Here is a 25,248-nt window from a genome sequence, read left to right on the forward strand (position 1 = left end):
GAGGGGGCGCCGTGAGCGCGAGGAGTGAGCCGGGTTTGCGAGCCCCGCAGTCGCGAACCGACGATGGTTCGGTGAACCCGCTGCGCGACCCGCAGGACCGCCGGTTGCCCCGGATCCCGGAGCCCTGCGCTCTGGTGATCTTCGGAGTGACCGGCGACCTGGCCCGCAAGAAGCTGCTCCCTGCCGTCTACGACCTGGCCAACCGAGGGCTGTTGCCGCCGGGTTTCGTAGTGCTCGGTTTCGCGCGCCGCGACTGGGGAGACGGCGACTTCGAGACGCTGGCCTGCGAGGCCGCCCGCAAGCACGCTCGTACTCCGTGGCGGGACGAGGTGTGGGCACGGCTGGCCGGCAACATCAAGTTCGTCGGTGGGTCGTTCGACGACGACGCGGCCTTCGACCAGCTCGCCTCGACGCTGGACGACCTGCGCCAGACCCACGGCATCACCGGCAACGCGGCGTTCTACTTCTCCATCCCCCCGGCCGCGTTCCCCGTCGTGCTCAAGCAGCTGGCCCGCACCGGGATGGCCGACAACGAGAAGTCCGGCGGTTGGCGTCGGGTCGTCGTGGAGAAGCCGTTCGGCAACGACCTGCCGTCGGCGAAGTCGCTCAACGACCTCGTCGACGACGTGTTCACCCGGGAGGACGTCTTCCGGATCGACCACTACCTGGGCAAGGAGACGGTCCAGAACATCCTGGCCCTGCGGTTCGCCAACAACCTGTTCGAGCCCCTGTGGAACTCCAAGTACGTCGACTCGGTGCAGATCACCATGGCCGAGGATGTCGGGATCGGCACCCGCGCCGGCTTCTACGACACCGTCGGCACCGCCCGTGACGTGCTCCAGAACCACCTCCTGCAACTGCTCGCCCTGGTGGCGATGGAGGAGCCGACCAGCTTCGACGCCGACGAGATCCGGGCCGAGAAGCTGAAGGTGCTCAAGGCCATCACCCTGCCCAAGGACGTCGCCCGGGACACCGTTCGCGGTCAGTACCTGCCCGGCTGGGTGGGCGGCGAGCGCGCTGTCGGTTACCTGGAGGAGCAGGACGTTCCGAGCGACTCCACCACGGAGACGTACGTGGCGGTGCGGCTGGGCATCCAGAATCGCCGCTGGGCCGAGGTGCCGTTCTACATCCGGGCCGGCAAGCGGCTGCCCCGGCGGGTCACCGAGGTCGCCATCATGTTCAAGAAGGCACCGCACCTGCCGTTCAACGACGCGGACATGGAGTCGCTGGGCAACAACCAGCTCGTGATCCGGGTCCAGCCGGACGAGGGTGTGGTGCTCAAGTTCGGCTCGAAGGTGCCGGGCACCACGATGGAGGTCCGCGACATCGCGATGGACTTCCAGTACGGCGAGGCGTTCACCGAGTCCAGCCCAGAGGCGTACGAGCGGCTGGTCCTGGACGTGCTGATCGGCGACCGCACCCTGTTCCCGGACGCGTCCGAGGTCGAGCAGAGCTGGCAGGTGATCGACCCGCTGGAGCACGCCTGGGCTGGCACCACGCCGGAGCCGTACCGGGCCGGCGAGTGGGGTCCACGCGCCTCCGACGAGATGCTGGCCCGCGAGGGCCGCGCTTGGAGACGAGCATGATCGGGCTGTGGGACACCACCGGCAACGAGGTGGTCAAGGCGCTCGCCGCCGAGCGGCGCAGTGCCGGCGGGGTGGCCAGCGGCATGGCGCTCACCCTCATCGTGGTGGTGGACGAGAAGCGGGTCCGGGAGGCGGAGGCGGCGGCGACGATCGCCGCCGCCGCCCACCCGTGCCGGCTGGTGGTGGTGGTTCGCTCCGAGATCGAGCGGGACCGCAACCGGCTGGACGCGGAGATCGTCGTCGGTGGCCGGCTCGGCCCGTGCGAGGCGGTGGTCACCCGGATGTACGGGCGGCTGGCCCTGCACGCCGAGTCGGTCGTGATGCCGCTGCTCGTCCCCGACGTGCCGGTGGTCACCTGGTGGCACGGCGAGCCACCGGCGGAGATCGCCACCGACTTCCTCGGGGTGGTCGCCGACCGGCGGATCACCGACTCGGCGCAGGCCGCCGACCCGGTGGAGGCGCTGCACCAGCGTGCCCGGGACTACGCCCCGGGCGACACCGACCTGGCGTGGACCCGGATCACCCCGTGGCGGACCCTGGTCGCCGGGGCGTTCGACACCACCAGCGAGCGGGTCACCGAGGCGACAGTCGTCGCGCCGCCCAGCGACCCGACGGCGGCGCTGATGGTCGGTTGGCTGTCCAGCCGGCTCGGCATCACCCCGCGCCGGGTGGACACCAACGAGTTCCCCCGGATGCGGGAGGTGCAGTTGAGCTGCGCCAACGGTGATCAGCTCACGCTGACCCGCGAGGAGAGCATGGCCGTATTCCGGCGGACCGGCCAGGACGACCGGGCTCTGCCGTTGGTCCGCCGTCCGCTCGGTGACGAGCTCGCCGAGGAGCTGCGCCGACTGGACGCCGACCAGGTGTACGCGGAGGCGCTGGGTGCGACGGTCGGTCTGCGGGGGTTGGAGCAGCGTCCCCCGCAGCGGGTGCACGTCTGGAAGGATCCGGCCACCGCCCGGCGCGCCGAGGCCGGGGTCACCGCACACGCCGGCACCAGCGGCGAGGGCTGAGCCCGACCGGGGCACGACAACGTCGGGGCAGGGCCGGGTCACCCACCGGGCCCTGCCCCGGAACCTCCGGGGCACTCGCCCCGCCACCTCGGGCCTCCAGCCCGGGTACGACGCGACAGCGACCGCACGCGGTCGGGAAACGAAGGCGCAACCCATGAGTGAGGCGAGTGTCGCGGTCCACGCCGACGCCGATCTGCTGGCGCAGGCCGTGGCCGCCCGGTTGCTGGTGAAGATGCTCGACGCCCAGGCCGACCGGGGTGAGGCGTCGTTGGTGCTCACCGGCGGTCGGATCGCCGCCGCCGTGTACCGGGCGGTGGCGACGCTGCCCGCCCGCGACGCCGTGGACTGGTCCCGGGTCGACGTGTGGTGGGGTGACGAGCGGTTCCTGCCCGCCGGCGACCCGGACCGCAACGAGACCCAGGCCCGGGCCGCCCTGTTGGACGTGGTGCCGCTCGACCCGGCCCGGGTGCACCCGATGCCGGCCTCCGACGGCCCCGCCGGCAACGACCCCGAGGCCGCCGCGGCCTGGTACGGGGAGGAACTGGCCCGCGCCGCCGGACCCGGGCACGGCACGCTGCCGCACTTCGACGTGCTGATGTTGGGCGTCGGCGAGGACGGGCACGTGGCGTCGATCTTCCCCGAGCACCCGGTGCACTACGACACCCGCCCGTGCAGCGCCGTGCGGGGCAGCCCCAAGCCGCCGGCCGTGCGGACCACCCTCACCCTGCCGGCGATCAACACCGCCGAGGAGGTCTGGCTGGTGGCCGGCGGCGCCGACAAGGCCCGCGCGGTGGGCATGGCGCTGGCCGGGGCCGGGCCGGTGCAGTTGCCGGCCGCCGGGGTGCACGGTGTGGGTCGCACCCGCTGGCTGCTGGATCGGGCCGCCGCAGCCGACGTACCCGCCCGGCTGCGCAGCCTCCGCTGACCGACAGGAAGGGCCCCTCGACGGAGGCCCTTCCTTCTTATTCGCCGCGGCGGCGGCGGAGCGCTGCGAGCGCCTCGGCCAGCAGCGCCTCGCCTTCCTCGGCGGTACGCCGCTCCTTCACGTACGCCAGATGGCTCTTGTACGGCTCGGCGCGGACCCGGCCGGGCGGGTTCTGCGCGTCCTGCCCGGCGGGCAGGCCGCAGCGGGGGCAGTCCCACAGGGCCGGCGCCTCGGCGTCCGCGGCGATCCGGATGTCGATCCGGTGGTCGTTGCGGCACCAGTAGGTGACGTCCTGTCGGGGGGCGGGTTGGTGCCGCTCGTCGGGCCGCATGGGTGCGGACCCGACTCGGGCGCCGCGGATGACGTTGCCACTTGGCACGGCTGCTCGCTCCTGTCGTCGGAGGGGACCCGCCGTCCTTTTCTCAGGATGGGCGGCGGGCGACGCGGTGCAGCGGAGAAAAGCCTGCGCGCGGCCCGTCGAGTGACGGACCGCGCGCAGATTGTACGACTTGACGAGCCTGCTCAGGCGCCGCTGTTCATCTGGAGGCGGAGCCAGAGCCCGAGCCCGACGATGGCGGCGAACCAGACGACGCTCACCAGGACGGTGTAACGGTCCAGGTTTTTCTCCGCGACCGAAGAGCCGGCGAGGCTGGAGCTGACGCCACCGCCGAACATGCTCGACAGACCGCCGCCCTTGCCGCGGTGCAGCAGGATCAGCAGGGTGAGCAGAATGCTCGTGATGACCAGCAACACGATCAACGTGTATGCGAACCAGATCGGCATGGCTGGGGTCAGTTCCTCTCGTAGCGATCCTCGCCCGGTCTGATCGGGCACGGTGGCACCGACCGGTGGACGGGCGGTGTCAAGGATACCGAGCGATCAGCGAGCGAGGTGCTCCGGGAAGCGGCAGATCTGAGCGAATTCCTCCGCGTCCAGGCTGGCACCCCCCACCAGGCCCCCGTCCACGTCCGGCTGGGCCATGATCGAGGCGACGTTTGACGCCTTGACCGAGCCGCCGTAGAGGACCCGGACCTGGTTCGCGGTGTCCTGGTCGAAGCGCTCCGCCAGTCGCTGGCGGACCGCCCCGCAGACCTCCTGGGCGTCCTCCGGCGTCGCGGTCTTGCCCGTGCCGATCGCCCAGACCGGCTCGTACGCGATCACGACCTGGCGCACCTGCTCGGGGGTGAGCCCGGCGAGGCCCCCGTCGAGCTGGTCGGAGCAGTGCGCCACGTGGGTGCCCTGCTCGCGCACGTCCAGCCCCTCCCCCACGCAGAGGATCGGGGTCAGGCCGTGCGTCAGCGCCGCCTTCACCTTGGCGTTGACCAGCGTGTCGTCCTCGTGGTGGTAGGCCCGCCGCTCGGAGTGCCCGACCACCACGTACGTGCAGCCGAGCTTGGCCAGCAGCGGCCCGGAGATGTCCCCGGTGTACGCGCCGGACGCGTGCGGCGACAGGTCCTGCCCGCCGTAGCCGATCAGCAGCTTGTCGCCGTCCACCGCGGTCTGCACGGTACGCAGGTCGGTGAAGGGCGGCAGCACGACCGTCTCGACGGCGGTGAGCTGCTTCTCGGTGAGGCTGGCCGCCAGCTTCTGCACCAGCAGGTTGGCCTCGAGGTGGTTGAGGTTCATCTTCCAGTTGCCGGCCATCAACGGCCGGCGGGTGGTGCTCGACATTCAGTTCTCCAGGGCCGCGATGCCGGGGAGGGTCTTGCCCTCGAGGTATTCCAGGGAGGCGCCGCCACCCGTGGAGATGTGCCCGAAGGACGACTCGTCCAGCCCCAGGGCACGGACCGCCGCCGCCGAGTCACCGCCACCGACGACGCTGAACGCGTCGGCCTTGGTGATCGCCTCGGCGATGCCCCGGGTGCCCGCCGCGAAGGCCGGCATCTCGAACACGCCCATCGGGCCGTTCCAGAAGATCGTCTTCGCCTGGGACAGTGCGGCGCTGAAACCGGCGACCGTCTCCGGGCCGACGTCCAGCCCGAGCCGGTGGCTCGGGATGCCGTCGACACGGACCGTGTCGTGCGCGGCGTCCGGGGCGAACGCGTCCGCCACCACCACGTCGACCGGGAGCATGATCTTGCCGCCGGACCGCTCCAGCAGGTTGCGGCAGGTGTCGACCATGTCCTTCTCCAGCAGTGAGGTGCCCACCTCCAGGCCCTGGGCCTTGAGGAAGGTGAAGCACATCCCGCCACCGATGAGCAGCCGGTCGACGGTGGGCAGCAGCGCCTCGATCACGGCGAGCTTGTCGGACACCTTCGACCCACCGAGCACCACCACGTACGGCCGCTCAGGGTCACCGGTGAGCTTGGAGAGCACCTCGACCTCACGCAGCACCAGTCGGCCCGCGACGTGCGGCAGCCGGGCCGGCACGTCGAAGACGCTGGCGTGCTTGCGGTGCACCGCGCCGAACGCGTCGTCCACGTACGCGTCGCCGAACGCGGCGAGCTGGTCGGCGAACGCGCCCCGCTCGGCCTCGTCCTTGCTGGTCTCACCCGCGTTGAACCGCAGGTTCTCCAGGAGGGCGACCTGGCCGTCGGCCAGGTCCGCGACGGTGGAGCGGGCGGAATCGCCGACGGTGTCGGTGGCGAAGTGCACCGGGGCGCCGAGCAGCTCACCGAGCCGCCCGGCGACCGGGCCCAGGCTGAACTGCGGGTCCGGCGCGCCCTTCGGGCGGCCCAGGTGCGAGCAGACGACCACCTTCGCGCCGGCCTCGACCAGCGCGCCGAGGGTCGGCAGCACCGCGCGGATCCGGCCATCATCAGTGATCGCACCGGTCTGCTTGTCGAGCGGGACGTTCAGGTCGGCGCGCACCAGCACGCGCCGACCCGAAACCCCCTCGGCGAGCAGGTCGTCGAGGGTCCGGATGCTCACAGCGAGCTACCGACCAGCTTGACCAGGTCGACCAGGCGGTTGGAGTAACCCCACTCGTTGTCGTACCAGCCGACGACCTTCACCTGGTTGCCGACGACCTTGGTCAGCGGCGCGTCGAAGATGCACGACGCCGGGTCGGTGACGATGTCGCTGGAGACGATCGGGTCCTCGTTGTAGACCAGGATGCCCTTGAGCGGGCCGTCCGCGGCGGCCTTCAGCGCGGCGTTGACCTCGTCCACGGTGGTCTCGCGACCCACGTTGACGGTGAGGTCGGTGACCGAGCCGGTCGGGATCGGCACCCGCAGGGCGTACCCGTCGAGCTTGCCCTTGAGGTCCGGCAGGACCAGACCGATCGCCTTGGCGGCGCCGGTGGAGGTCGGGACGATGTTCAGCGCGGCGGCCCGGGCACGACGCAGATCCGAGTGCGGCGCGTCCTGGAGGTTCTGGTCCTGGGTGTACGCGTGGATCGTCGTCATCAGACCGTGCTGGATGCCGAACGTGTCGTGCAGGACCTTCGCCATCGGGGCGAGGCAGTTGGTGGTGCACGAGGCGTTGGAGATGATGGTGTGCTTCGCCGGGTCGTAGGTGTCGTGGTTGACACCCATGACGACGGTGACGTCCTCGTTCTTCGCCGGGGCGGAGATGATGACCTTCTTGGCCCCGCCGTCGACGTGCGCCTTGGCCTTGGTGGCGTCGGTGAAGAAGCCGGTCGACTCGATGACGACGTCGACGTTCAGATCGCCCCACGGCAGCTTCGACGGGTCCTTCTCGGCGTACGCCTTGATGGTCTTGCCACCGACGGTGATCTCGTCGGCGGTGGCCTTGACCTCGTAGGGAAGGCGACCCAGAATGCTGTCGTACTTGAGCAGGTGGGCAAGCGTCGCGTTGTCGGTAAGGTCGTTCACCGCCACGACCTCGATGTCGGCGTCAGACGCCAGCACTGCCCGGAAGAAGTTACGGCCGATTCGGCCAAAGCCGTTGATGCCAACCCGGATGGTCACAGGTTCCAGCTCCTCGCGTTCTGGTCCGCCGGCTTCAGACAACGGGCCGGCGGAGTGGTGTGCGCCGACCGTTGGAGCCGGCCGTTGACGGTTCTTCTCGGCCACCCCGCCGCGGTCTGAGGACCTGACCGCCCGAGGCGGTGCGCACGACGAGGAGTGCCTGTGTCGGCCCCCTTGCCGTACGCAGCGACCTTATCCGAGCGTGCGAGACCACGCTGCGCCGGGTAGTGCCCCGGGCGCACCGTGCGGCCCCACCGTCCTATCAGACCACGAGCATGTCGGGCGTGACGGCTGCTTCCGTATCCGGGATGCCGAGGTCCCGGGCCCGCTTGTCGGCCAGCGCCAGGAGCCGGCGGATCCGCCCGGCGATGGCGTCCTTGGTCAGCGGAGGGTCGGCCAGCGCGCCCAACTCCTCCAGCGAGGCCTGCCGGTGCTCCAGGCGCAGCCGCCCGGCGTCGGTCAGGTGGTTGGGCGCCTCGTCGGCGAGGATCTCCAGCGCACGGGTGACCCGGGCGGCGGCGGCGACCGCCGCGCGCGCCGAGCGACGCAGGTTGGCGTCGTCGAAGTTGGCCAGCCGGTTGGCGGTGGCCCGCACCTCGCGGCGCACCCGACGCTCCTCCCAGGCCAGCACGCTGGAGTGCGCGCCGATCCGGGTGAGCAGCGCGGCGATGGCGTCGCCGTCCTTGACCACCACCCGGTCCACCCCGCGTACCTCACGGTTCTTGGCGGTGATGCCGATCCGGCGGGCCGCGCCGACCAGCGCCAGCGCCGACTCCGGCCCCGGGCAGGTGATCTCCAGTGCGCTGGAGCGGCCGGGCTCGGTGAGCGAGCCGTGCGCCATGAACGCGCCCCGCCAGGCGGAGACCGCGCAGCAGACGTTCGCCGCCACCACGTGCGGGGGCAGCCCGCGCACCGGACGACCCCGCACGTCGAGCAGGCCGGTCTGCCGGGCGAGAGCCTCGCCGTCCTTGACCACGCGCACGATGAAGTGGCTGCCCTTGCGCAGCCCACCGGAGGCCAGCACGTGGATCTCGCTCGGATACCCGTAGACCTCCGCGATCTCCCGGCGCAGCCGTCGGGCCACCGCCCCGGTGTCCAGTTCAGCCTCCACCACCACGCGGCCGGAGACGATGTGCAGCCCGCCGGCGAAGCGCAGCAGTGCGGCCATCTCCGCCCGCCGACAGCAGGGCTTGGGCACGTCGACCCGACTCAGCTCGTCCTTGACCGCGGCCGTCATCGCCATTGTGCGTCCCCTCACGGACCGGTTCCGGCGTGTCGCCGGAGATTACGTACGTGTCTAACGATCGGCACCCAGGACAGGCACCAGTGCGGCGCCCAGGGCAGCCGGATCATGGCGGGGAGTGCCACCGGTGACGGCGACAGGGGCGAGGACCAGGCGGGCACCCAGCGATTCTGCCGCACGTTCGACCGGTTCGGGGTCACCCACCGCCTTGGCGTCGGCGAGCACGAGATCCACCTTGAGCTCGGGCAGGTACCAGTGCAGCGCCGCGAGATGATCGGCGACGGAGAGCCCGAGGGTCTCCTTCTCGGCCGCGAGGTTCAACGTGACCAACCGCCGGGCCGAGGTGGACACGATAGCGTCGGCCAACTGCGGCACCAGCAGGTGCGGGAGAACGCTGGTGTACCAGCTGCCCGGCCCGAAGATCAACCAGTCCGCCGCCCTGATCGCCTCGATCACCTCGGCGCAGGCCGGCGGGGCGGACGGGGTGAGGCGCAGCGACTCGACCCGCCCGGTGGTGACCGCCACCTGGTGCTGGCCGCGCACGGTGCGTACCTCGTCGGGGGCGGCCGGGTCGACACCTCGGACCTGCGCCTCGATGCCGACCGGCTGACGGGACATCGGCAGCACCCGGCCGACAGTGCCCAGCATCGCGCCGGCGTGCTCCAGCGCGGCCACCGGGTCGCCCAGCATCTCCATGAGGCCGCAGAGCACGAGGTTGCCCACCGCGTGCCCGGCCAGCCCGTCGGCGCGGATGCTCGCCCGCTCAGCGCCGGGGACGGTCGCGCCGGCGTCCTGGTCGCGCGGGTCGGGGTTGCGACGGTCGGTCGCCGCCGGGCCCGGGTCGGCTTCGCCGAGCGGGGGTACGCCGGCCGGCACGGCGGCGAAGCGGTGCTGGAACAGCCCGGCGCTGCGCCGGGTCGCCGGGTGATCCCCAGCCAGAGCCACCAGCGCCTGACGCAGATCACCCGGGGGCAGACCGCCCCGCTCGGCCCGCAACCGGCCGCTGGAACCCCCGTCGTCACCCACGGTGACCACAGCGGTGATGTCGAGGTCGAGTTCGGGGGCGCAGTGACGCAGCGCGCGCAGCGAGGCGGACAGCCCGTGCCCGCCGCCGAACGCCACCACCCGCCGGGCCGTCATTCCCGCCCCAGATCGCGGTGCTGGGCGTTGGCCGCCAACCCGGAGTGGCGCAACCGCCCGGCCAACTCCTCGGCGATAGCCACGCTGCGGTGCTTGCCGCCGGTACAGCCCACGGCGACCGTGAGGTAGCGCTTACCCTCCCGCTCGAAGCCGGCGGTCGTGGCGTTGACCAGGTCGGCGTACGAAGCGACGAAGGCGTCCGCACCCTCCTGGCCCAGCACGTACGCGCTCACCGCTTCCTCCCGACCGGTGTGCTCGCGCAGCTCCGGCACCCAGTACGGATTGGGCAGGAAGCGGGCGTCCAGCACGAAGTCGGCGTCCGGCGGCAGACCGTACTTGAAGCCGAACGACAGCACGGTTACCCGCAGCCGGCGGGCGTCCTCGCCGCCGAACAGCTCCTCGATGCGCCGACGGAGCTGGTTGACGTTCAGGTGGCTGGTGTCGACGATCACGTCGGCCTGGTCGCGCGCCTCCTCCAGCAGACCGCGCTCCACGGCGATGCCGTCGGCCAGCCGTCCGTCGCCCTGAAGCGGATGCGACCGGCGCACGCTCTCGAACCGTCGGATCAACACCTCGTCGTCGGCGTCGACGAAGACCACCCGGGGCGAGAACCCACGGTCCTTGAGCTCACGGATCGCCCCGGCCAGGTCCGTGGAGAAGGCCCGGGACCGCACGTCCAGCACCATCGCGGTGCGCCGAGCGGCCCCGCCCGCCTTGAACGCCAGCTCGGCCATGTCCAGCATCAGTGCCTGCGGCAGGTTGTCGACCACGTAGTAGCCGACGTTCTCCAACGCCCTGGCAACCGTGCTGCGGCCACCACCGGAGAGGCCGGTGACGACCACGAGTGTGGTCTCCGACTCGGCCGCCACCTGCCCGTCAACCGCCGCCGGGTCGTCGATCCGGTCACCGGTTGTGCGCGCCTCGCTCACCCGTACCCCCAAGCCGTGGCGCCGCGGCCCCCGTTGGCCGCGATTGGTCAATCAGCGACTCTATCCCGCCACCGCCGCAAGCCCGCGCACCCGCCACGGGTCGTGGGGTGAACACCCTTCGCTCGGGTGCGCCGGGTCGGCGGTGTCGGGGTGGGCTCGTAGACTCCGCGGATGGCTTCCCCCACCGACCTGCGTACCGAGGACGCGCTGCCGGTGCTGCGCCGGGTGTTCGGCTACGACGCCTTCCGCGGTTTCCAGCAGGACGTGATCGACCACGTGGTCGCCGGCGGCGACGCGCTGGTGCTGATGCCCACCGGTGGTGGCAAGTCGCTGTGCTACCAGATCCCGGCCCTGGTCCGCGACGGCGTCGCGGTCGTCGTCTCCCCGCTGATCGCCCTCATGCAGGACCAGGTGGACGCGCTCACCGCCGTCGGCGTCCGCGCCGGGTTCCTCAACTCGACCCAGACCCTCGACGCCCGACGTCGGGTCGAGGCGGCCTTCGTCGCCGGCAAGCTGGACCTGCTCTACCTCGCCCCGGAGGCGCTCGGCGTCCGGTCCACCCTCGCCCTGCTGGACCGGGGGCGCATCTCCCTGTTCGCGATCGACGAGGCGCACTGCGTGTCCCAGTGGGGGCACGACTTCCGCCCCGACTACCTGGCGCTGTCGATGCTGCACGAACGCTGGCCAGAGGTGCCGCGGATCGCGCTGACCGCCACCGCGACCAGCGCCACCCGCACCGAGATCGCCACCCGGCTCAACCTCGACGACGCCCGGCACTTCGTGGCGAGCTTCGACCGGCCCAACATCCAGTACCGGATCGTGCCCAAACGGGAGCCGCGCAAGCAGCTGCTGGCGCTGCTGCGCGACGAGCACCCCGGCGACGCCGGCATCGTCTACTGCCTGTCCCGGGCCTCGGTCGACAAGACCGCCGAGTTCCTCGTCGCCAACGGGGTCGCCGCACTGCCGTACCACGCAGGTCTGGACGCGGCCACCCGCGCCGCCAACCAGCAGCGCTTCCTGCGGGAGGACGGTCTGGTGATGGTGGCCACGATCGCCTTCGGCATGGGCATCGACAAGCCCGACGTGCGGTTCGTCGCCCACCTCGACCTGCCCAAGTCCGTCGAGGGCTACTACCAGGAGACCGGCCGCGCCGGGCGGGACGGCCTCCCGTCCACCGCCTGGCTCGCGTACGGGCTGCAGGACGTGGTCCAGCAACGCAAGATGATCGAGACGTCCGACGGCGACCTCGCCCACCGCCGCAACCTCGCCGCGCACCTGGACGCGATGCTCGCCCTCTGCGAGACGGTGCGCTGCCGGCGGGTCCAGCTGCTCGAATACTTCGGCGAGACGTCCACGGCCGCCTGCGGCAACTGCGACACCTGCCTCACCCCACCGGAGACCTGGGACGGCACTGTCGCCGCCCAGAAGTTGCTCTCCGCGGTCTTTCGTCTCGACCGTGAGCGCAACCAGCGGTTCGGCGCGGGGCACTGCATCGACATCCTGCTCGGCAAGCAGAACGACAAGATCAGCCAGCACGGTCACGACTCGCTGACCGTCTTCGGCATCGGCTCCGAGCTGAGCGAGGCGGAGTGGCGGGGCGTCGTCCGGCAACTGCTCGCCGAAGGGCTGCTCGCCGTCGAGGGTGACTACGGCACGCTCGCGCTGACCGAGGCCAGTGCCGACGTCCTGGGTCGCCGCCGCACGGTCACGATGCGCCGCGAACCGGAGAAGCCAGCTTCGAGCCGCTCGTCGAAGCCGCGCGGCTCGGCCACCGTCGTGGCCGAGCTGACGCCGGCCGCCGCGTCGCTCTTCGAGCGGCTGCGTGGCTGGCGGGCGACCACCGCCAAAGAGCAGGGCGTTCCGGCGTACGTGATCTTCCACGACGCCACTCTCCGACAGATCGCCACTGACGCGCCGGGCTCGCTTGCCGAGCTGTCGGGCGTCAGCGGGGTCGGCGAGAACAAGCTCGCCAAGTACGGCGAGCAGATCCTGGCCGTCCTCGCCGAGGACTGAGGACGTGCCGAAGGGCCGGGCCCCGTGGTGGGGTCCGGCCCTTCGGTGTGTCAGTCGCGGTCAGCTGGTGGCGTAGCCGCGGGTGGCGATCCAGTCAGCGAGGTGCTCGACGGTGACCTCGTAGGAGGCGGTGTTCGGGTTGGCGGAGTCGGCGATCTTCACGGTCTGGCCGTTGTCGCGGTAGCCGACGACGCTGATGTAGTGCCCGCCCTCGAAGGAGTGGATAGCACCGTCGGTGTCAGTCGTGGTGCCGGCGATGTTGGCGACCACGGCCCGGCCGTCGTCAACAGTCTTGACGATGTCGGCGCGCAGCTTGTCGGTCTGCTTCGCGTCAGCGTCCGGGCTGCTGATCTCCACGGACCGGTACGCGTCGTTCTTACCGGTCTCCTTGTTCAGCACCGGGGTGATGTCGTTGATCGAGTTGGTGCCAGCCTCGGTGGTGCCCATCTCCTTGGCCATCGCATCGACGCTGATGTCCTTACCCTGCACACTCAAGGCGTTACGGGCGGCGGCAGGGCCGCAGTAGTAGAAGTTCGGCTGCGCCTCGTAGCGCACGCCCAGCTGACGCTCACCCGACGGCTTGCGATCAGACTGCGTCTGCGACGCCGGCTTCGCATCGGTCGCGGCGTACGCGGCGGTGATCGGTCCGACGATCGCGCCGCCGGTGAAGGCCAGGCCAGCAGCGGTCAGAGCGGTCTTACGAATCAGATCGGTACGCATGATGGCGTGCTCCTCTGCATCGGGGGTGTCCGCACGACACGACACACAAGGGGGAACGGTGACCGTGCGGGAAAGTCTTGGGGGGAACGCCGGCGATCCCCAGGGGGACCTGCTCGGGCGTTGCGGGGGATGTAACCGGGGCGGCCCAGCGGATGTTCCCGGCCGGTGCGCCCTCGCCTCACGACCCGAAAGTCGCGGTGGCATGCCAGGTATAACGACCCCGCCCGGCCCACGATTCCGCCGCCAGGGTGGCCCCGACCACGGGACAGCCACGCCGAAACCGGACATCCGCCCCACGGACGGATCCGCCGAACCGGACACCACACCCCGCAACCCCGGGCGCCGACAATCCAAGATCCGCGCACTTTCCGGGAAATTGCTGCCTCAGACCACTACGAGGCAGCAAGTTCCCTGATGTTGCGCGGATCTTCGCCGGGTGGCGGGCGGCGGGCGGTTGCCCGATGTGTTGCGCGGATCTTGGCCCGGGTGCCGGGCGGCGGGCGGTTGCCCGATGTGTTTGCGCGGATCTTGATCGACCTGGCGATACCGGACACCGGCACCCCCGGGGACGGCCCACGCGACGCATCACCCCAAGGTCGTGCTTGATCCACGTAACAGGCCCCATCCGGCGCCGACGAGGCCACTACGAGCACGATCATGCGTGCTGCGCGACTTGACCCCCGAGGCCGCGCGGCGCGGTGTCAGGTGTTGGGGGTCGCCTCCGCGCTGTCGTCGGTCTTCGTGTCCTTGTCGAGGGCGGCCAGGATCGCCTCGGCGGTGCGTCGGCCCACCCCGGGCACCTCGGTGATCTCCTCGACCGTTGCGGCAGAGAGCCGCTTGAGTGAGCCGAAGTGCCGCAACAACGCCTTGCGCCGCACCTCGCCGAGGCCGGGTACGTGGTCGAGTGCCGACTCGGTCATCCGCTTCGAGCGGCGCTGCCGGTGGAAGGTGATGGCGAACCGGTGGGCCTCGTCGCGGATGCGTTGCAGCAGGTAGAGACCCTCCGAGGTGCGCGGCAGGATGACCGGGAACTCGTCGTCGGGGAGCCAGACCTCCTCCAGCCGCTTGGCCAGGCCGCACAACGCCACGTCGTCGATGCCCAGGTCGGCAAGGGCCTGTGCTGCCGCCGCGACCTGCGGAGCACCGCCGTCGACGACCACCAGCTGCGGCGGGTACGCGAACTTCCGCGGCCGGCCGGTGGTCGGATCGATCAGCACACCGATCTGCGGCTCGGCCGCGTCTTCCGGGGTGACCGGGTCGTCGGCCGACTCGACGCCCACCTCGCCCGTCTCCGCCCGCGCGTCCAGGTAGCGGGCGAAGCGACGGCGCAACACCTCGGACATCGCGGAGAGGTCGTCGGTGGCGCCACGGACGATGAACCGTCGGTATTCGCTCTTGCGAGGCAACCCGTCCTCGAAGACCACCATGCTGGCCACCACGTCGGTGCCCTGGATCTGGGAGATGTCGAAGCACTCGATGCGCAACGGCGAGGTGCGCATGTCCAGTGCTTCGCTGATCTCGTCCAGTGCCTTGCCCCGGGTGGTGAGGTCACCGGATCGCTTCAGCTTGTGCCGGGCCAGCGCGTCCTTGGCGTTGCGCTCGACCGTTTCCATCAGTGAGCGCTTGTCACCGCGCTGCGGCACCCGCAGCGACACCCGGCTGCCCCGGTGGTTGGAGAGCCATTCCGCCAGCGCGTCAGCGTCGGCGGGCAGCTCGGGCACCAGCAGCTCCCGGGGCACGTCGGCCTCGCCGTGCTCGCCGCCGTACACCTGGGTGCAGAAGTGGTGCACCAGGTCGCCGGTGGTCAGGTCCTCGGTCTTCTCCACCACCCAGCCGCGCTGCCCTCGGACCCGGCCGTCGCGGACGTGGAAGACCTGCACGGCCGCCTCGAGCGGGTCGTCGGCGAACGCGACCACGTCGGCGTCGGTGCCGTCGCCCAACACCACGGTCTGCTTTTCCATGGCGCGGCGCAGCGCGGCCACGTCGTCGCGCAGTTTGGCGGCCCGCTCGAACTCCAGCTGCTCGCTCGCCTCGGTCATCTCGCGCTCGATCTTGCGCACCATGGTGTCGGTGCGCCCGGCCATGAAGTCGCAGAACCCGTCCACGATCGCGCGGTGTTCGTCGGCGGAGACGGTGCCGACGCACGGCGCCGAGCATTTGCCGATGTAGCCGAGCAGGCAGGGACGACCGACCTGGCCGGCGCGTTTGAACACGCCGGCGGAGCACGTCCGGGCGGGGAACACCCGCAGCAGCAGGTCGAGGGTCTCCCGGATGGCCCAGGCGTGCGAGTACGGACCGAAGTAGCGCACCCCCTTGCGCTTGGCACCACGCATCACCTGGAGCCGTGGGTATTCCTCGTTGAGGGTCACGGCCAGATAGGGGTACGACTTGTCGTCGCGGTAGCGGACGTTGAACCGGGGGTCGTACTGCTTGATCCAGGTGAACTCCTGCTGGAGCGCCTCGACCTCGGTGCCGACGGTGATCCAGTCCACCGACTCGGCGGTGGTGACCATCTGCCGGGTGCGCTCGTGCAGGTTCCAGACGTCGCCGAAGTAGGAGTTGAGCCGGCTGCGCAGATTTCGCGCCTTGCCGACGTAGATCACCCGGCCGGTGCCGTCGCGAAAGCGGTAGACCCCCGGTAGCTCCGGGATGGTGCCGGGAGCGGGGCGGTAGGTCGAGGGGTCAGCCACGCCAGCAAGCCTAGCCAGCGGGTCGGACAACACCCCGGTTCGGGCCTCGGGTCAGAGGAACCGCGCGAACAGATTTGACGGATAGCGAAACGATGAAAGTCAATTTCTGTGAAGAAGGCTAGCTTATCTGCATGGGCGGTTTCACCGTAGATCCAGACGAGGTTGCCGGTTTCGCGGAGCGGATACTGACCGCGTCGCAGGAGTTCGGCGATAGAATGCTGCTGGCTCAGGAGCAGTTTCCGGCCCCGTTGGCAGCCTTCGGCGACACGCCGACCGCGACGCTGGCCTACGACGCCTGTCAGGGCGCGACGGAGGCGGTGATGGCCGCCGCCGGCGCGCTGCACGCGGTGTTGGAAGGTGACGCCGACCGCCTCTACCTGGTCGCATTCTCGACCCAGCAGACCGACGACGACGCCGGCGGGCTGATGGGTGGCCTGCTCGGGTGGTTGGCATGACCGCCCCCGGAACACCCTCCACCGCGGCGCCGCCAGCACCGATCGTCACGGACGACCTGTGGTCCCTGAAGGCCGACCCGGAGCGGCTCATGGCCGCGGCCAAGTCGTGGCGAGGGCTCGCCGATGCGGCTCGCGACAGCGCGGCGGACACCAAACACGGCGCCAACGCGTTGTTCAACAGCGGGTGGAGTGGTGAGGTCGCCGACACGTACGCCGGCCACGGCCGCAATCTGGTCGTGGACCTCGACGAGTTCGCGTCGCTGGCCGATCGCGGTGGTCAAGCGGTCGAAGACCTGGCGGACGCGCTGGGCCGCGCCCAACTGCTGCTCCACGAGGATTGGGAGGCGTTGACCAGGGCGGTGCGGGCCGAACGGTCCGACGACCGGGTCACCTTCGTCCTGACCGATGCGGCCGACGCCACCGTAGTGCAGACCGCCATCGATGCTGCTGAGGCGATCCGCCGGCCGGCCTGGGACGTGCATCACGAGGCTGCGGCGAACCTACGGGCGATCTCTGAAGGCCTGGCGACCATCACCAGTGCGTGGCAGCGGTTTATCGGCGGCTCGTCACCTTTCACCCTGCCGGACGAGCCGCCCAGGCCTGGGGTGATCATGGCCGGCGGCCGGATGATCGTCAATGCCGGCGGCAGCGACGACGAGGTCCGCATCGTCCGCAACCCGTTCACCGGCGAACTCACGGTGGAGATCTCGCGCTCGGGGTTCACCATCTCCAGCGAGAGGGTGCCGGACGGCTTCGAGTTGACGATCCGCGGCGGGGCCGGTAACGACAATGTGGAGGTCGGCCCGGGTGTCGGCGCGGTAACCGTACTTGGCAGCTCAGGGGATGACCGCATCCACACCGGTACCGGCGATGCCGTCGTGCTCGGTGGCGACGGCGCGGACACGATCGAGTCCGGGGCCGGTGACGACCACGTCAGCGGCGGCCACGGCCAGGACTACCTGGCCACCTCCGCTGGGCAGGACCGGGTCATCGGCGGGTTGGGTCAGGACACCCTCTACGCCGGGTCGGGCGACGACCGCCTGTCCGGCGGCGACCACCACGACTATCTCGACGGCGGCCGGGGCGCCGACAGCCTCGACGGCGGCCGGGGCGCGGACGTGCTCTCGGGCGGCCGTGGCGACGACACCATCGCCGGTGGCGCCGACGATGACACGATCTACACCGGACGGGGCACGGACACGGTGTCGGGTGGCACCGCGGGCGCGGACGGTGATTTGGTGTACGGGCAGACGCAGCGCGAGACCGGCACAGCCGGCACGGAGAGAGCCGACGCCTTCGACGGCGCCGAGCACGTCGAGCACGTCGACGTGTCCAACGACGTTGGTTCCAGCCTTGTCATCGACGGCTCGGACGAGTTCACCGAGCGGATGCAGGACGACCTGGACACGTTCGAGTCCTCGCCGAATGGTCAGCTCATGCTGGATGCCTTGGACGACACCGAGCACGACATCGAGATCACAGAGATTTCCGGCGACCCGTACGGCAAAGCGAGGGAAAACGACGACGGGTCGTACGGCATCCTGATCGACCCCAGGTATGACCACTTCCTGGAGGAGGCGCCCCCACCAGTCGTGCTGTTCCACGAAATGGCGCACGTCTACGACCACCAGAACGATATCTCCCTCGACGGAAAGTACGTGAACCCCGACGACCCGGATACCGGAAGGGGTGGCTCAACCGAGGTGGGTGAGGGCGTGAACAACGCCGAACGCCAGGCCACCGGGTTGCCTGTCGACCGGGACGGCGACGGCCATTTCGAGATCGATGAGCGCCACCCGATCGAATACACCGAGAACGGGATGCGCGCCGAGATGCGGTTGGACGACCGGGAAACCTACGGCATCCCGGAACCGTACAGCGAGGAGCACGGCGGCTGACTCGTCGCGGCGGTCCCGGCACCCGTGCCGCCGACGTCCCCCGCCCTGGCGACGTGGGACGGGGGACGTGGCGGGCGCGGTCAGGCGAGCGAGATCTGGTCGCCGGTGACCTTGATGTTCTTCGGCGGCAGCGGCTTGGTGGCCGGGCCGGCCTTCACCGAGCCGTCCTCGATCGAGAACTTGCTGCCATGGCAGGTGCAGTTGATGGTGCCGCCGTCAACGTTCGTGACCGGGCAGTTCTGGTGGGTGCAGATCGGGCTGAAGCCCTTGAACTGGCCCGGGGAGGGCTGGGTGATGACCACGCCGTCGGTGGCGAGGACCTTGCCGCCACCGACCGGGATGTCGGAGGTGGTGGCCAGCGACTGGGAGCCCTGCCGGTCGCCGCCGCCAGCGTCACCGGTGCTGGGGACGGCGGGGCCGCCACTGGTGGGGGTGTCGCTGCCGCTGCCGTTGCCGCCGTCGTCGCTGCCGCAGGCAGCCAGGACGACGGCCGCGCCGACCGCCCCGACACCGGTGAGCAGGGTACGACGTGTCTGCGTACCCGGACCGGTCAGCGCCTGATCGTCACTCATGCCTCGCCTCTCTCTAGCCCGCCGCGCCGGTCCGAAAGCCGGTCACACTTCTCCACACGGGCAACTGTGCCGGATGGTTCACCGCAGCATCTGTCCGACCCAGGAAATGGGACGGGGCGGGCTCCGGACCGGCTCGCCCGCGCCGCAATGAACGCGCACGACCCGATCGGACCCGCCCCGCAACCGCCACACCAACCCCAGCCGGACCTGCCCTCGGGAACTCGAGGTCAGCGGGCGCTGGCCGCCACCTTGCGGCTGGTCCGCGCCTTGGTCACACCGTTGGCCTTGGCCGCCCGCGTGGTGGCGGCGGCCGCGCCCTTGGCCTTGCCGTCGAGCTTGAGCACCTGGCGCAGGAACTCGCCGGTGTGGCTCTCGGCCACCTCGGCGACCTCCTCGGGGGTGCCGGTGGCGAGCACGGTGCCGCCCCGGTGGCCGCCCTCCGGACCCATGTCGATCAGCCAGTCGGCCGTCTTGATCACGTCGAGGTTGTGCTCGATGGTGATCACCGTGTTGCCCTTGTCGACCAGACCCTCCAGCACCATCAGCAGCTTGCGGATGTCCTCGAAGTGCAGACCGGTGGTCGGCTCGTCGAGCACGTAGACCGTCCGCCCGGTGGAGCGCTTCTGCAGCTCGGACGCGAGCTTGACCCGCTGCGCCTCACCGCCGGAGAGGGTGGGCGCGGGCTGACCGAGGCGTACGTAGCCCAGGCCGACGTCGACCAGGGTCTTGAGGTGCCGGTGGATGGCCGGGATGGCGGAGAAGAACTCGGCGGCCTCCTCGATCGGCATCTCCAGCACGTCCGAGACGGTCTTGCCCTTGTAGTGCACCTCCAGGGTCTCCCGGTTGTACCGGGCGCCCTTGCAGACCTCGCAGGGGACGTACACGTCGGGCAGGAAGTTCATCTCGATCTTGATGGTGCCGTCACCGGAGCACGCCTCGCAGCGCCCACCCTTGACGTTGAACGAGAACCGACCCGGGCCGTACCCCCGAACCTTCGCCTCGGTGGTCTCGGCGAAGAGCTTGCGGACGTGGTCCCAGACCCCGGTGTAGGTGGCCGGGTTGGAGCGCGGCGTACGGCCGATCGGCGACTGGTCCACGCCGACGACCTTGTCCACGTGCTCCAGACCGGAGACCCGGGTGTGCCGGCCGGGCACCAGTCGGGCGCCGTTGATCTGGTTGGCCAGCACGGCGTACAGGATGTCGTTGACCAGCGTCGACTTGCCTGAGCCACTGACCCCGGTGACCGCGATGAGCTGGCCCAGCGGGAACGAGACGGTCAGGTTGCGCAGGTTGTGCTCGCGCGCGCCGTGCACCACCAGCTCCCGTGCCGCATCCTGCGGGCGGCGCCTCGACGGCGTCGGGATGGAGCGACGCCCGGACAGGTATGCCCCGGTGATCGACTCCTTGTTCTTCAGCAGTGCCGGCACCGAGCCGCTGTGCACGATCTTGCCGCCGTGCTCACCGGCGCCGGGCCCGATGTCGACGATCCAGTCGGCGGTGCGGATGGTGTCCTCGTCGTGCTCCACCACGATCAGCGTGTTGCCCAGCCCGCGCAGCCGGATCAGGGTCTCGATCAGGCGGTGGTTGTCACGCTGGTGCAGCCCGATCGACGGCTCGTCGAGCACGTAGAGCACGCCCACCAGGCCGGAGCCGATCTGGGTGGCCAGCCGGATGCGCTGTGCCTCGCCGCCGGACAGCGTGCCGGCCGGCCGGTCCAGGGAGAGGTAGTCCAGACCGACGTCGAGCAGGAACCGCAGCCGGGCGTTGATCTCCTTGAGGACCCGCTCGGCGATCATCTTCTGCCGGTCGGTCAGCTCGATGCCGGCGAGCAGGTCGGCGCACTCCCCCACGGACAGGTTGCAGACCTCGGCGATGCTCTTGCCGGCCAGGGTGACCGCGAGCACCTCGGGCTTGAGCCGGGCGCCGCCGCACGCCGCGCAGGGCACGTCGCGCATGTAGCCCTCGTACTTGTCGCGGGACCACTCGGACTCCGTGTCGGAGTGTCGGCGCTCGATCCACTGCACCACGCCCTCGAAGCCGGTGTAGTAGGAGCGCTCGCGGCCGTACTTGTTGCGGTAGCGCACGTGCACCTGGTCGTCGGAGCCGTGCAGGATCGTCTTCTGCGCCCGCGCCGGCAGTGCCCGCCACGGGGTGTCGACGTCGAAGTGCTGGGCCTCGCCGAGAGCCTCCAGCAGGCGCAGGAAGTATTCCAGGTTGTGCCCGGTGGACCAGGGCTGGATGGCGCCCTCGCGCAGGCTGCGCTCCGGGTCGGGGACCAGCAGCTCCGGGTCGACCTCCTTCTTGGTGCCCAGGCCGGTGCACTCCGGGCAGGCGCCGTACGGGGCGTTGAAGGAGAAGACCCGGGGCTCGAGATCCTCGATGGCCAGCGGGTGGTCGTTGGGGCAGGCCAGGTGCTCGGAGTAGCGGCGCTCCCGGTCCGGGTCGTCCTCGGGGAGGTCGACGAAGTCGAGCAGCACCAGGCCACTGGACAGGCCCAGGGCGGCCTCGACCGAGTCGGTCAGCCGCTGCTTGGCGCTGGGCTTGACGGTGAGCCGGTCGATCACCACCTCGATGGTGTGCTTCTCCTGCTTCTTGAGCTTCGGCGGCTCGGTCAGCGGGTGCACCACGCCGTCGACGCGGGCCCGGGCGTAGCCCTTGGCCTGTAGCTCGGCGAAGAGGTCGACGTACTCGCCCTTGCGGCCGCGGATGACCGGCGCGAGCACCATGAACTTGGTGCCCTCGGCCATCGCGAGGACCCGGTCGACGATCTGCTGAGGGCTCTGCCGGGAGATCCGCTCACCGCAGACCGGGCAGTGCGGCTCACCGATGCGGGCGTAGAGCAGCCGCAGGTAGTCGTAGACCTCGGTGATGGTGCCGACGGTCGAGCGCGGGTTGCGCGAGGTCGACTTCTGGTCGATCGAGACGGCGGGGCTCAGACCCTCGATGAAGTCGACGTCTGGCTTGTCCATCTGGCCGAGGAACTGCCGGGCGTACGACGAGAGCGACTCGACGTAGCGGCGCTGCCCCTCGGCGAAGATCGTGTCGAAGGCCAGGCTCGACTTGCCCGACCCGGACAGCCCGGTGAACACGATGAGTGCGTCCCGGGGCAGGTCGAGACTGACGTCACGCAGGTTGTGCTCGCGCGCGCCACGGATGATCAGTCGGTCGGCCACAGTGCGTGTACTCCCGGGAGAAGACGAAGCGAAGGATCTGTCCCGCTCTGGGTGATTCTGAGCGGTCGTGCGGGCGCGGAAAACACGCCTCGGCAACTCTAGCCCCGAGGTATGACACTTTCCCCCGCCCGCACATTCCCCCAGCTCAGCCCGGTCGGCCGCACCGCGTCAAGGCCCACGATCGCGCCGGGTGGAAGGTCCGCCAACCCCCAGAGCCACAAACTCCGACCGCCGGCCGATGTCAGTAGCCCCCGGGCGACGGCGGCCGGGCCGTCCGACGTCGAGCCGACCGCCAGCCGCCGCGCCGCTCCGCCGCCACCCGCGCCTCCCGCCGTCGGCTCTCGTGGGCAACCTCGCCCTGGAGCCGCCGCCAGCTCTCCCACCGACGGGTGGAGAGCTCCCCGGTGTGCAGCGCGTCGCGGACCGCGCAGGCGGGCTCGCCGTCGTGCCCGCAGTCGGCGTACCGGCAGCCCTCGGCCAGCCCGGCGATGTCGGCGAACGCCCGGTCGAGCCCGGCCGCGCCGTCCAGCAGGCCGACCGCCCGCACACCGGGGGTGTCGATCACCGCGCCCCCGCCGGGGATGGGTACGAGAGCCCGCCAGGTGGTGGTGTGCCGACCCTTGCCGTCGACGCGGCGGATCGCCTGTGTCGGCATCACCACGGTGCCGGCGAGGGCGTTGACCAGGCTGGACTTGCCGGCACCGGAGGGCCCGAGCAGGCCGAGCGTGCGGCCGGGCGTCACCTCGGCGCGCAGCGGGTCCAGCCCGATGCCACGCTCGGCGCTGACCGGCAGCACCGGCACCCCGGGCGCGATCGCGGCGAGTTGGCGGGCCAGCGCGGCCGGGTCCGCCGCGAGGTCGGCCTTCGTCAGCACCACCAGCGGTCGCGCGCCGGACTCGTGGGCCAGGGCGAGCAACCGTTCGATCCGGCCCACGTCCGGCTCGGGGTGCACGGGCTCCACCACGGCGGCCGCGTCGAGGTTGGCGGCCAGCACCTGGCCGCTGGCGTCCTTGCCGGCGGTACGCCGGATCAGCGCGCCCCGGCGGGGCAGCACGGCCTCCACTGTGACGCGGCGGTCCGGCCAGTGGTTGAGCAGGACCCAGTCCCCGGCGCAGGGCAGCGCGGACGGGTCCCGGGCGGCGGCGGCGAGCACCGCCCCGCCCAGGCTGGCCCGGAGCGGGCCGGTCGCGGTGAGCACCGTGCAGACGCCCCGGTCCACCCGGGCCACCCGACCCGGGTGGTGCTCGCCGCGTCGTTCGGCGTACGCCGCCCGCTCGGCGTCCCAGCCGAGGGCAGTCAGATCGATCGTCATGGCATCCTCATCGGTGTCGAAGCTGGTGATGGCGGAACACGCGTGCCACGTCCGGCATGATCAACCACCTCCGTCCGATGTCCCGGTGCCGCGTCTGCCGCTGACGGTAGGTCGCGCGCCGACGCGCCGAAAGCGATTTCCCCGGCGACGTCTTGACGGCGGACCGCTAGGGTCGACGGGTGACCACGGACCCGCTGCTGCTGATGGGCGAGGTGGACGCGGCCACCAGCCGACTTCTGCGTACCGCCGCTTCTTTCGACGCCGCGGACCTGGCGGCCCCGTCGCTGCTCCCGGGCTGGACGCGCGGCCATGTGCTGGCGCACGTGGCCCGCAACGCCGATGGTTTCGTCAACCTGCTCACCGCGGCCCGCACCGGGCAGGCGCTGCCGATGTACTCGTCGTTGGCGGCCCGCACCGCGGACATCGACGCCGGCTCGGGCCGCCCGCCCGCCGAGCACCTGGATGACCTTCGCCGCACCGCCGACCTGTTCGCCGAAGCGGTCGAGGCGATGCCCGCCGAGGCGTGGGCGGCGACGGTGCAGGCGCGTAAGGGCCCGTGGCCGGCCGCGCTGCTCGTCTGGGGCCGACTGCGGGAGATCGAGGTGCACCACCTCGACCTGGCCGCCGACTACCGACCCGCCGACTGGTCGGAGACGTTCGCACACCGACTGCTGCGCGAGGCTGCCAGCCATCACGCCATGGGGCCGACACCGCCGTCGATGGTGCTCCGCCTGGACGGGAGCGAGCACGACGTGGTGCTCGGCGACCGGGACGGCGCCCCGATCGTCTCCGGTCCTGTTTTCGACCTCGCCGGCTGGCTGATCGGCCGCGCCGACGGCGAACCGCTCTCCGTCACGCCCGACGGTCCCCTGCCTACTCCACCGGAATGGATCTAGAAACGTCATGACATACAGCGGAGACGTCACGCACGGCGGAGCGCCGGCGGTACGGGAGCTGGACGGGCTCACCATCAGCAAGTTGTCGGTGGGCCCGATGGACAACAACGCCTACCTGCTGCGGTGCACGGGCACCGGTGACCAGGTGCTGATCGACGCCGCCAACGAGGCGCCCCGGCTGCTGGAGCTGATCGGCGACGGTGGCCTCACCGCCGTGGTGACGACCCACCAGCACATGGATCACTGGGTGGCGCTGGAGGAGGTGGTCGCCAAGACCGGCGCCCGGGCGCTGGTGCACGCCGACGACGCCGCCGGGCTGCCGATCGAGGCGGAGCGTCTGGCCGAGGGCGACACCGTGGCGGTGGGTGACTGCGCGCTGGAGGTCATCCACATCAAGGGGCACACCCCGGGGTCGATCGCGCTGCTCTACCGCGACCCGGCCGGCACCCCGCACCTCTTCACCGGGGACAGCCTTTTCCCAGGTGGCGTGGGCAACACCGACAAGGACCCGGAGCGCTTCGCCGCGCTGATCGACGACGTCGAGCACAAGCTGTTCGACCAACTGCCGGACGACACGTGGTTCTACCCCGGCCACGGCAGCGACAGCACCCTGGGAGCCGAACGCCCAGCCCTCCCCCAGTGGAAAGCAAGAGGCTGGTAACAGCCAACCCAAAAACCAAACGTCGACCAGGAACCACCAAGATCAATACCCCCCGACGGCGGCGGAACGCCCGCACGAGCCGAAGCCACAACGGGGGCGGGGCCTGCCGTGCCCGGCGCAGGGATCAAGCCTGACCGCCCGGAGCCGGGC

The 25,248-nt window shown here is 70.8% G+C and carries 21 protein-coding genes; 8 read left to right on the forward strand and 13 right to left on the reverse strand.

Annotated features, from left to right (window positions below; translation table 11 throughout):
- The first annotated feature begins 71 nt into the window (after nt 1–71).
- From zwf to pgl, 3 genes are all read left to right on the forward strand, one after another.
- Nucleotides 72–1,586, forward strand: coding sequence for a glucose-6-phosphate dehydrogenase (gene zwf / locus KBX46_RS25680; RefSeq protein WP_088949247.1), 1,515 nt, complete (start codon nt 72–74; stop codon nt 1,584–1,586).
- The gene (locus KBX46_RS25685) at nt 1,583–2,599 is read left to right on the forward strand and encodes a glucose-6-phosphate dehydrogenase assembly protein OpcA (protein WP_088949248.1); all 1,017 of its coding nucleotides are present in this window, start codon (nt 1,583–1,585) and stop codon (nt 2,597–2,599) included. The genes zwf and KBX46_RS25685 overlap by 4 nt, the downstream gene beginning before the upstream one ends.
- Nucleotides 2,600–2,753: 154 nt before the next feature.
- A complete protein-coding gene (pgl, locus tag KBX46_RS25690; protein WP_210794367.1) occupies nt 2,754–3,524 on the forward strand; it encodes a 6-phosphogluconolactonase in 771 nt (256 codons plus the stop codon).
- A gap of 37 nt (nt 3,525–3,561) precedes the next feature.
- Here the strand turns inward: pgl and KBX46_RS25695 are convergent, their stop codons facing one another.
- From KBX46_RS25695 to rapZ, 8 genes are all read right to left on the reverse strand, one after another.
- Entirely contained in the window at nt 3,562–3,903 is a 342-nt protein-coding gene (locus KBX46_RS25695) for an RNA polymerase-binding protein RbpA (protein WP_210794368.1), read from the reverse strand.
- 143 nt (nt 3,904–4,046) lie between these two features.
- Nucleotides 4,047–4,307: a preprotein translocase subunit SecG gene (secG, locus tag KBX46_RS25700; protein WP_030337344.1), complete on the reverse strand. Its 261-nt coding sequence runs from the start codon at nt 4,305–4,307 to the stop codon at nt 4,047–4,049.
- A gap of 96 nt (nt 4,308–4,403) precedes the next feature.
- Nucleotides 4,404–5,195, reverse strand: coding sequence for a triose-phosphate isomerase (gene tpiA, locus KBX46_RS25705; RefSeq protein ID WP_141910436.1), 792 nt, complete (start codon nt 5,193–5,195; stop codon nt 4,404–4,406).
- On the reverse strand, nt 5,196–6,395 hold the full coding sequence (gene pgk / locus KBX46_RS25710) for a phosphoglycerate kinase (protein WP_088949252.1): 1,200 nt from the start codon (nt 6,393–6,395) through the stop codon (nt 5,196–5,198).
- Nucleotides 6,392–7,396 (reverse strand): type I glyceraldehyde-3-phosphate dehydrogenase, encoded by a 1,005-nt coding sequence (gap, locus tag KBX46_RS25715; protein ID WP_088949253.1) that lies wholly within the window; start codon nt 7,394–7,396, stop codon nt 6,392–6,394. Before gap ends, pgk begins: the two co-directional genes overlap by 4 nt.
- Before the next feature lie 262 nt (nt 7,397–7,658).
- The gene (gene whiA, locus KBX46_RS25720; protein WP_030337350.1) at nt 7,659–8,639 is read right to left on the reverse strand and encodes a DNA-binding protein WhiA; all 981 of its coding nucleotides are present in this window, start codon (nt 8,637–8,639) and stop codon (nt 7,659–7,661) included.
- A gap of 54 nt (nt 8,640–8,693) precedes the next feature.
- Nucleotides 8,694–9,779, reverse strand: coding sequence for a 2-phospho-L-lactate transferase CofD family protein (locus tag KBX46_RS25725; protein WP_210794369.1), 1,086 nt, complete (start codon nt 9,777–9,779; stop codon nt 8,694–8,696).
- Complete coding sequence (gene rapZ / locus KBX46_RS25730; RefSeq protein ID WP_371409434.1) at nt 9,776–10,708, reverse strand: RNase adapter RapZ; 933 nt, start codon at nt 10,706–10,708, stop codon at nt 9,776–9,778. The genes KBX46_RS25725 and rapZ overlap by 4 nt, the downstream gene beginning before the upstream one ends.
- Nucleotides 10,709–10,879: 171 nt before the next feature.
- On the opposite strand from rapZ, the gene recQ reads away from it, so the two are divergent.
- Complete coding sequence (recQ, locus tag KBX46_RS25735) at nt 10,880–12,721, forward strand: DNA helicase RecQ (protein ID WP_210794370.1); 1,842 nt, start codon at nt 10,880–10,882, stop codon at nt 12,719–12,721.
- 60 nt (nt 12,722–12,781) lie between these two features.
- Here recQ and KBX46_RS25740 read toward each other — a convergent pair whose 3' ends face one another.
- Together KBX46_RS25740 and uvrC are read right to left on the reverse strand one after the other, a co-directional pair.
- Nucleotides 12,782–13,441 carry a C39 family peptidase gene (locus KBX46_RS25740; protein ID WP_210794371.1) on the reverse strand — a complete coding sequence of 220 codons (660 nt, stop codon included), beginning with the start codon at nt 13,439–13,441 and terminating at the stop codon, nt 12,782–12,784.
- A 701-nt stretch (nt 13,442–14,142) separates the two neighbouring features.
- A complete protein-coding gene (gene uvrC / locus KBX46_RS25745; protein WP_210794372.1) occupies nt 14,143–16,131 on the reverse strand; it encodes an excinuclease ABC subunit UvrC in 1,989 nt (662 codons plus the stop codon).
- 131 nt (nt 16,132–16,262) lie between these two features.
- Between uvrC and KBX46_RS25750 the strand changes: the two genes are divergently transcribed.
- Nucleotides 16,263–16,586 (forward strand): hypothetical protein, encoded by a 324-nt coding sequence (locus KBX46_RS25750; protein ID WP_210794373.1) that lies wholly within the window; start codon nt 16,263–16,265, stop codon nt 16,584–16,586.
- Nucleotides 16,583–18,484 carry a M91 family zinc metallopeptidase gene (locus KBX46_RS25755; protein WP_210794374.1) on the forward strand — a complete coding sequence of 634 codons (1,902 nt, stop codon included), beginning with the start codon at nt 16,583–16,585 and terminating at the stop codon, nt 18,482–18,484. The genes KBX46_RS25750 and KBX46_RS25755 overlap by 4 nt, the downstream gene beginning before the upstream one ends.
- Nucleotides 18,485–18,564: 80 nt before the next feature.
- Here KBX46_RS25755 and KBX46_RS25760 read toward each other — a convergent pair whose 3' ends face one another.
- The 3 genes from KBX46_RS25760 to rsgA form a co-directional block, all read right to left on the reverse strand.
- Nucleotides 18,565–19,056, reverse strand: coding sequence for a Rieske (2Fe-2S) protein (locus tag KBX46_RS25760; protein WP_210794375.1), 492 nt, complete (start codon nt 19,054–19,056; stop codon nt 18,565–18,567).
- Nucleotides 19,057–19,283: 227 nt separating this feature from the next.
- Nucleotides 19,284–22,229, reverse strand: a complete 2,946-nt coding sequence (gene uvrA / locus KBX46_RS25765) for an excinuclease ABC subunit UvrA (protein ID WP_210794376.1) — start codon at nt 22,227–22,229, stop codon at nt 19,284–19,286.
- Between the two features lie 241 nt (nt 22,230–22,470).
- Nucleotides 22,471–23,541: a ribosome small subunit-dependent GTPase A gene (gene rsgA / locus KBX46_RS25770; protein ID WP_210794377.1), complete on the reverse strand. Its 1,071-nt coding sequence runs from the start codon at nt 23,539–23,541 to the stop codon at nt 22,471–22,473.
- Between the two features lie 179 nt (nt 23,542–23,720).
- On the opposite strand from rsgA, the gene KBX46_RS25775 reads away from it, so the two are divergent.
- Nucleotides 23,721–24,437 carry a maleylpyruvate isomerase family mycothiol-dependent enzyme gene (locus tag KBX46_RS25775; protein WP_210794378.1) on the forward strand — a complete coding sequence of 239 codons (717 nt, stop codon included), beginning with the start codon at nt 23,721–23,723 and terminating at the stop codon, nt 24,435–24,437.
- Nucleotides 24,438–24,444: 7 nt separating this feature from the next.
- Complete coding sequence (locus KBX46_RS25780; protein WP_210794379.1) at nt 24,445–25,098, forward strand: MBL fold metallo-hydrolase; 654 nt, start codon at nt 24,445–24,447, stop codon at nt 25,096–25,098.
- Nucleotides 25,099–25,248: the final 150 nt, after the last annotated feature.

The organism is Micromonospora sp. C81 (genome assembly GCF_018070425.1).
Classification (GTDB): Bacteria; Actinomycetota; Actinomycetes; order Mycobacteriales; family Micromonosporaceae; genus Micromonospora; species Micromonospora zamorensis.

Coding starts and splice junctions, on each gene's coding strand:
- KBX46_RS25685 (WP_088949248.1), top strand. CDS start 1,583: ATGATCGGGCTGTGGGACACCACCGGCAACGAGGTGGTCAAGGCGCTC.
- pgl (WP_210794367.1), top strand. CDS start 2,754: ATGAGTGAGGCGAGTGTCGCGGTCCACGCCGACGCCGATCTGCTGGCG.
- secG (WP_030337344.1), bottom strand. CDS start 4,307: ATGCCGATCTGGTTCGCATACACGTTGATCGTGTTGCTGGTCATCACG.
- tpiA (WP_141910436.1), bottom strand. CDS start 5,195: ATGTCGAGCACCACCCGCCGGCCGTTGATGGCCGGCAACTGGAAGATG.
- whiA (WP_030337350.1), bottom strand. CDS start 8,639: ATGGCGATGACGGCCGCGGTCAAGGACGAGCTGAGTCGGGTCGACGTG.
- KBX46_RS25725 (WP_210794369.1), bottom strand. CDS start 9,779: ATGACGGCCCGGCGGGTGGTGGCGTTCGGCGGCGGGCACGGGCTGTCC.
- recQ (WP_210794370.1), top strand. CDS start 10,880: ATGGCTTCCCCCACCGACCTGCGTACCGAGGACGCGCTGCCGGTGCTG.
- KBX46_RS25740 (WP_210794371.1), bottom strand. CDS start 13,441: ATGCGTACCGATCTGATTCGTAAGACCGCTCTGACCGCTGCTGGCCTG.
- KBX46_RS25750 (WP_210794373.1), top strand. CDS start 16,263: ATGGGCGGTTTCACCGTAGATCCAGACGAGGTTGCCGGTTTCGCGGAG.
- KBX46_RS25755 (WP_210794374.1), top strand. CDS start 16,583: ATGACCGCCCCCGGAACACCCTCCACCGCGGCGCCGCCAGCACCGATC.
- KBX46_RS25760 (WP_210794375.1), bottom strand. CDS start 19,056: ATGAGTGACGATCAGGCGCTGACCGGTCCGGGTACGCAGACACGTCGT.
- rsgA (WP_210794377.1), bottom strand. CDS start 23,541: ATGACGATCGATCTGACTGCCCTCGGCTGGGACGCCGAGCGGGCGGCG.
- KBX46_RS25780 (WP_210794379.1), top strand. CDS start 24,445: ATGACATACAGCGGAGACGTCACGCACGGCGGAGCGCCGGCGGTACGG.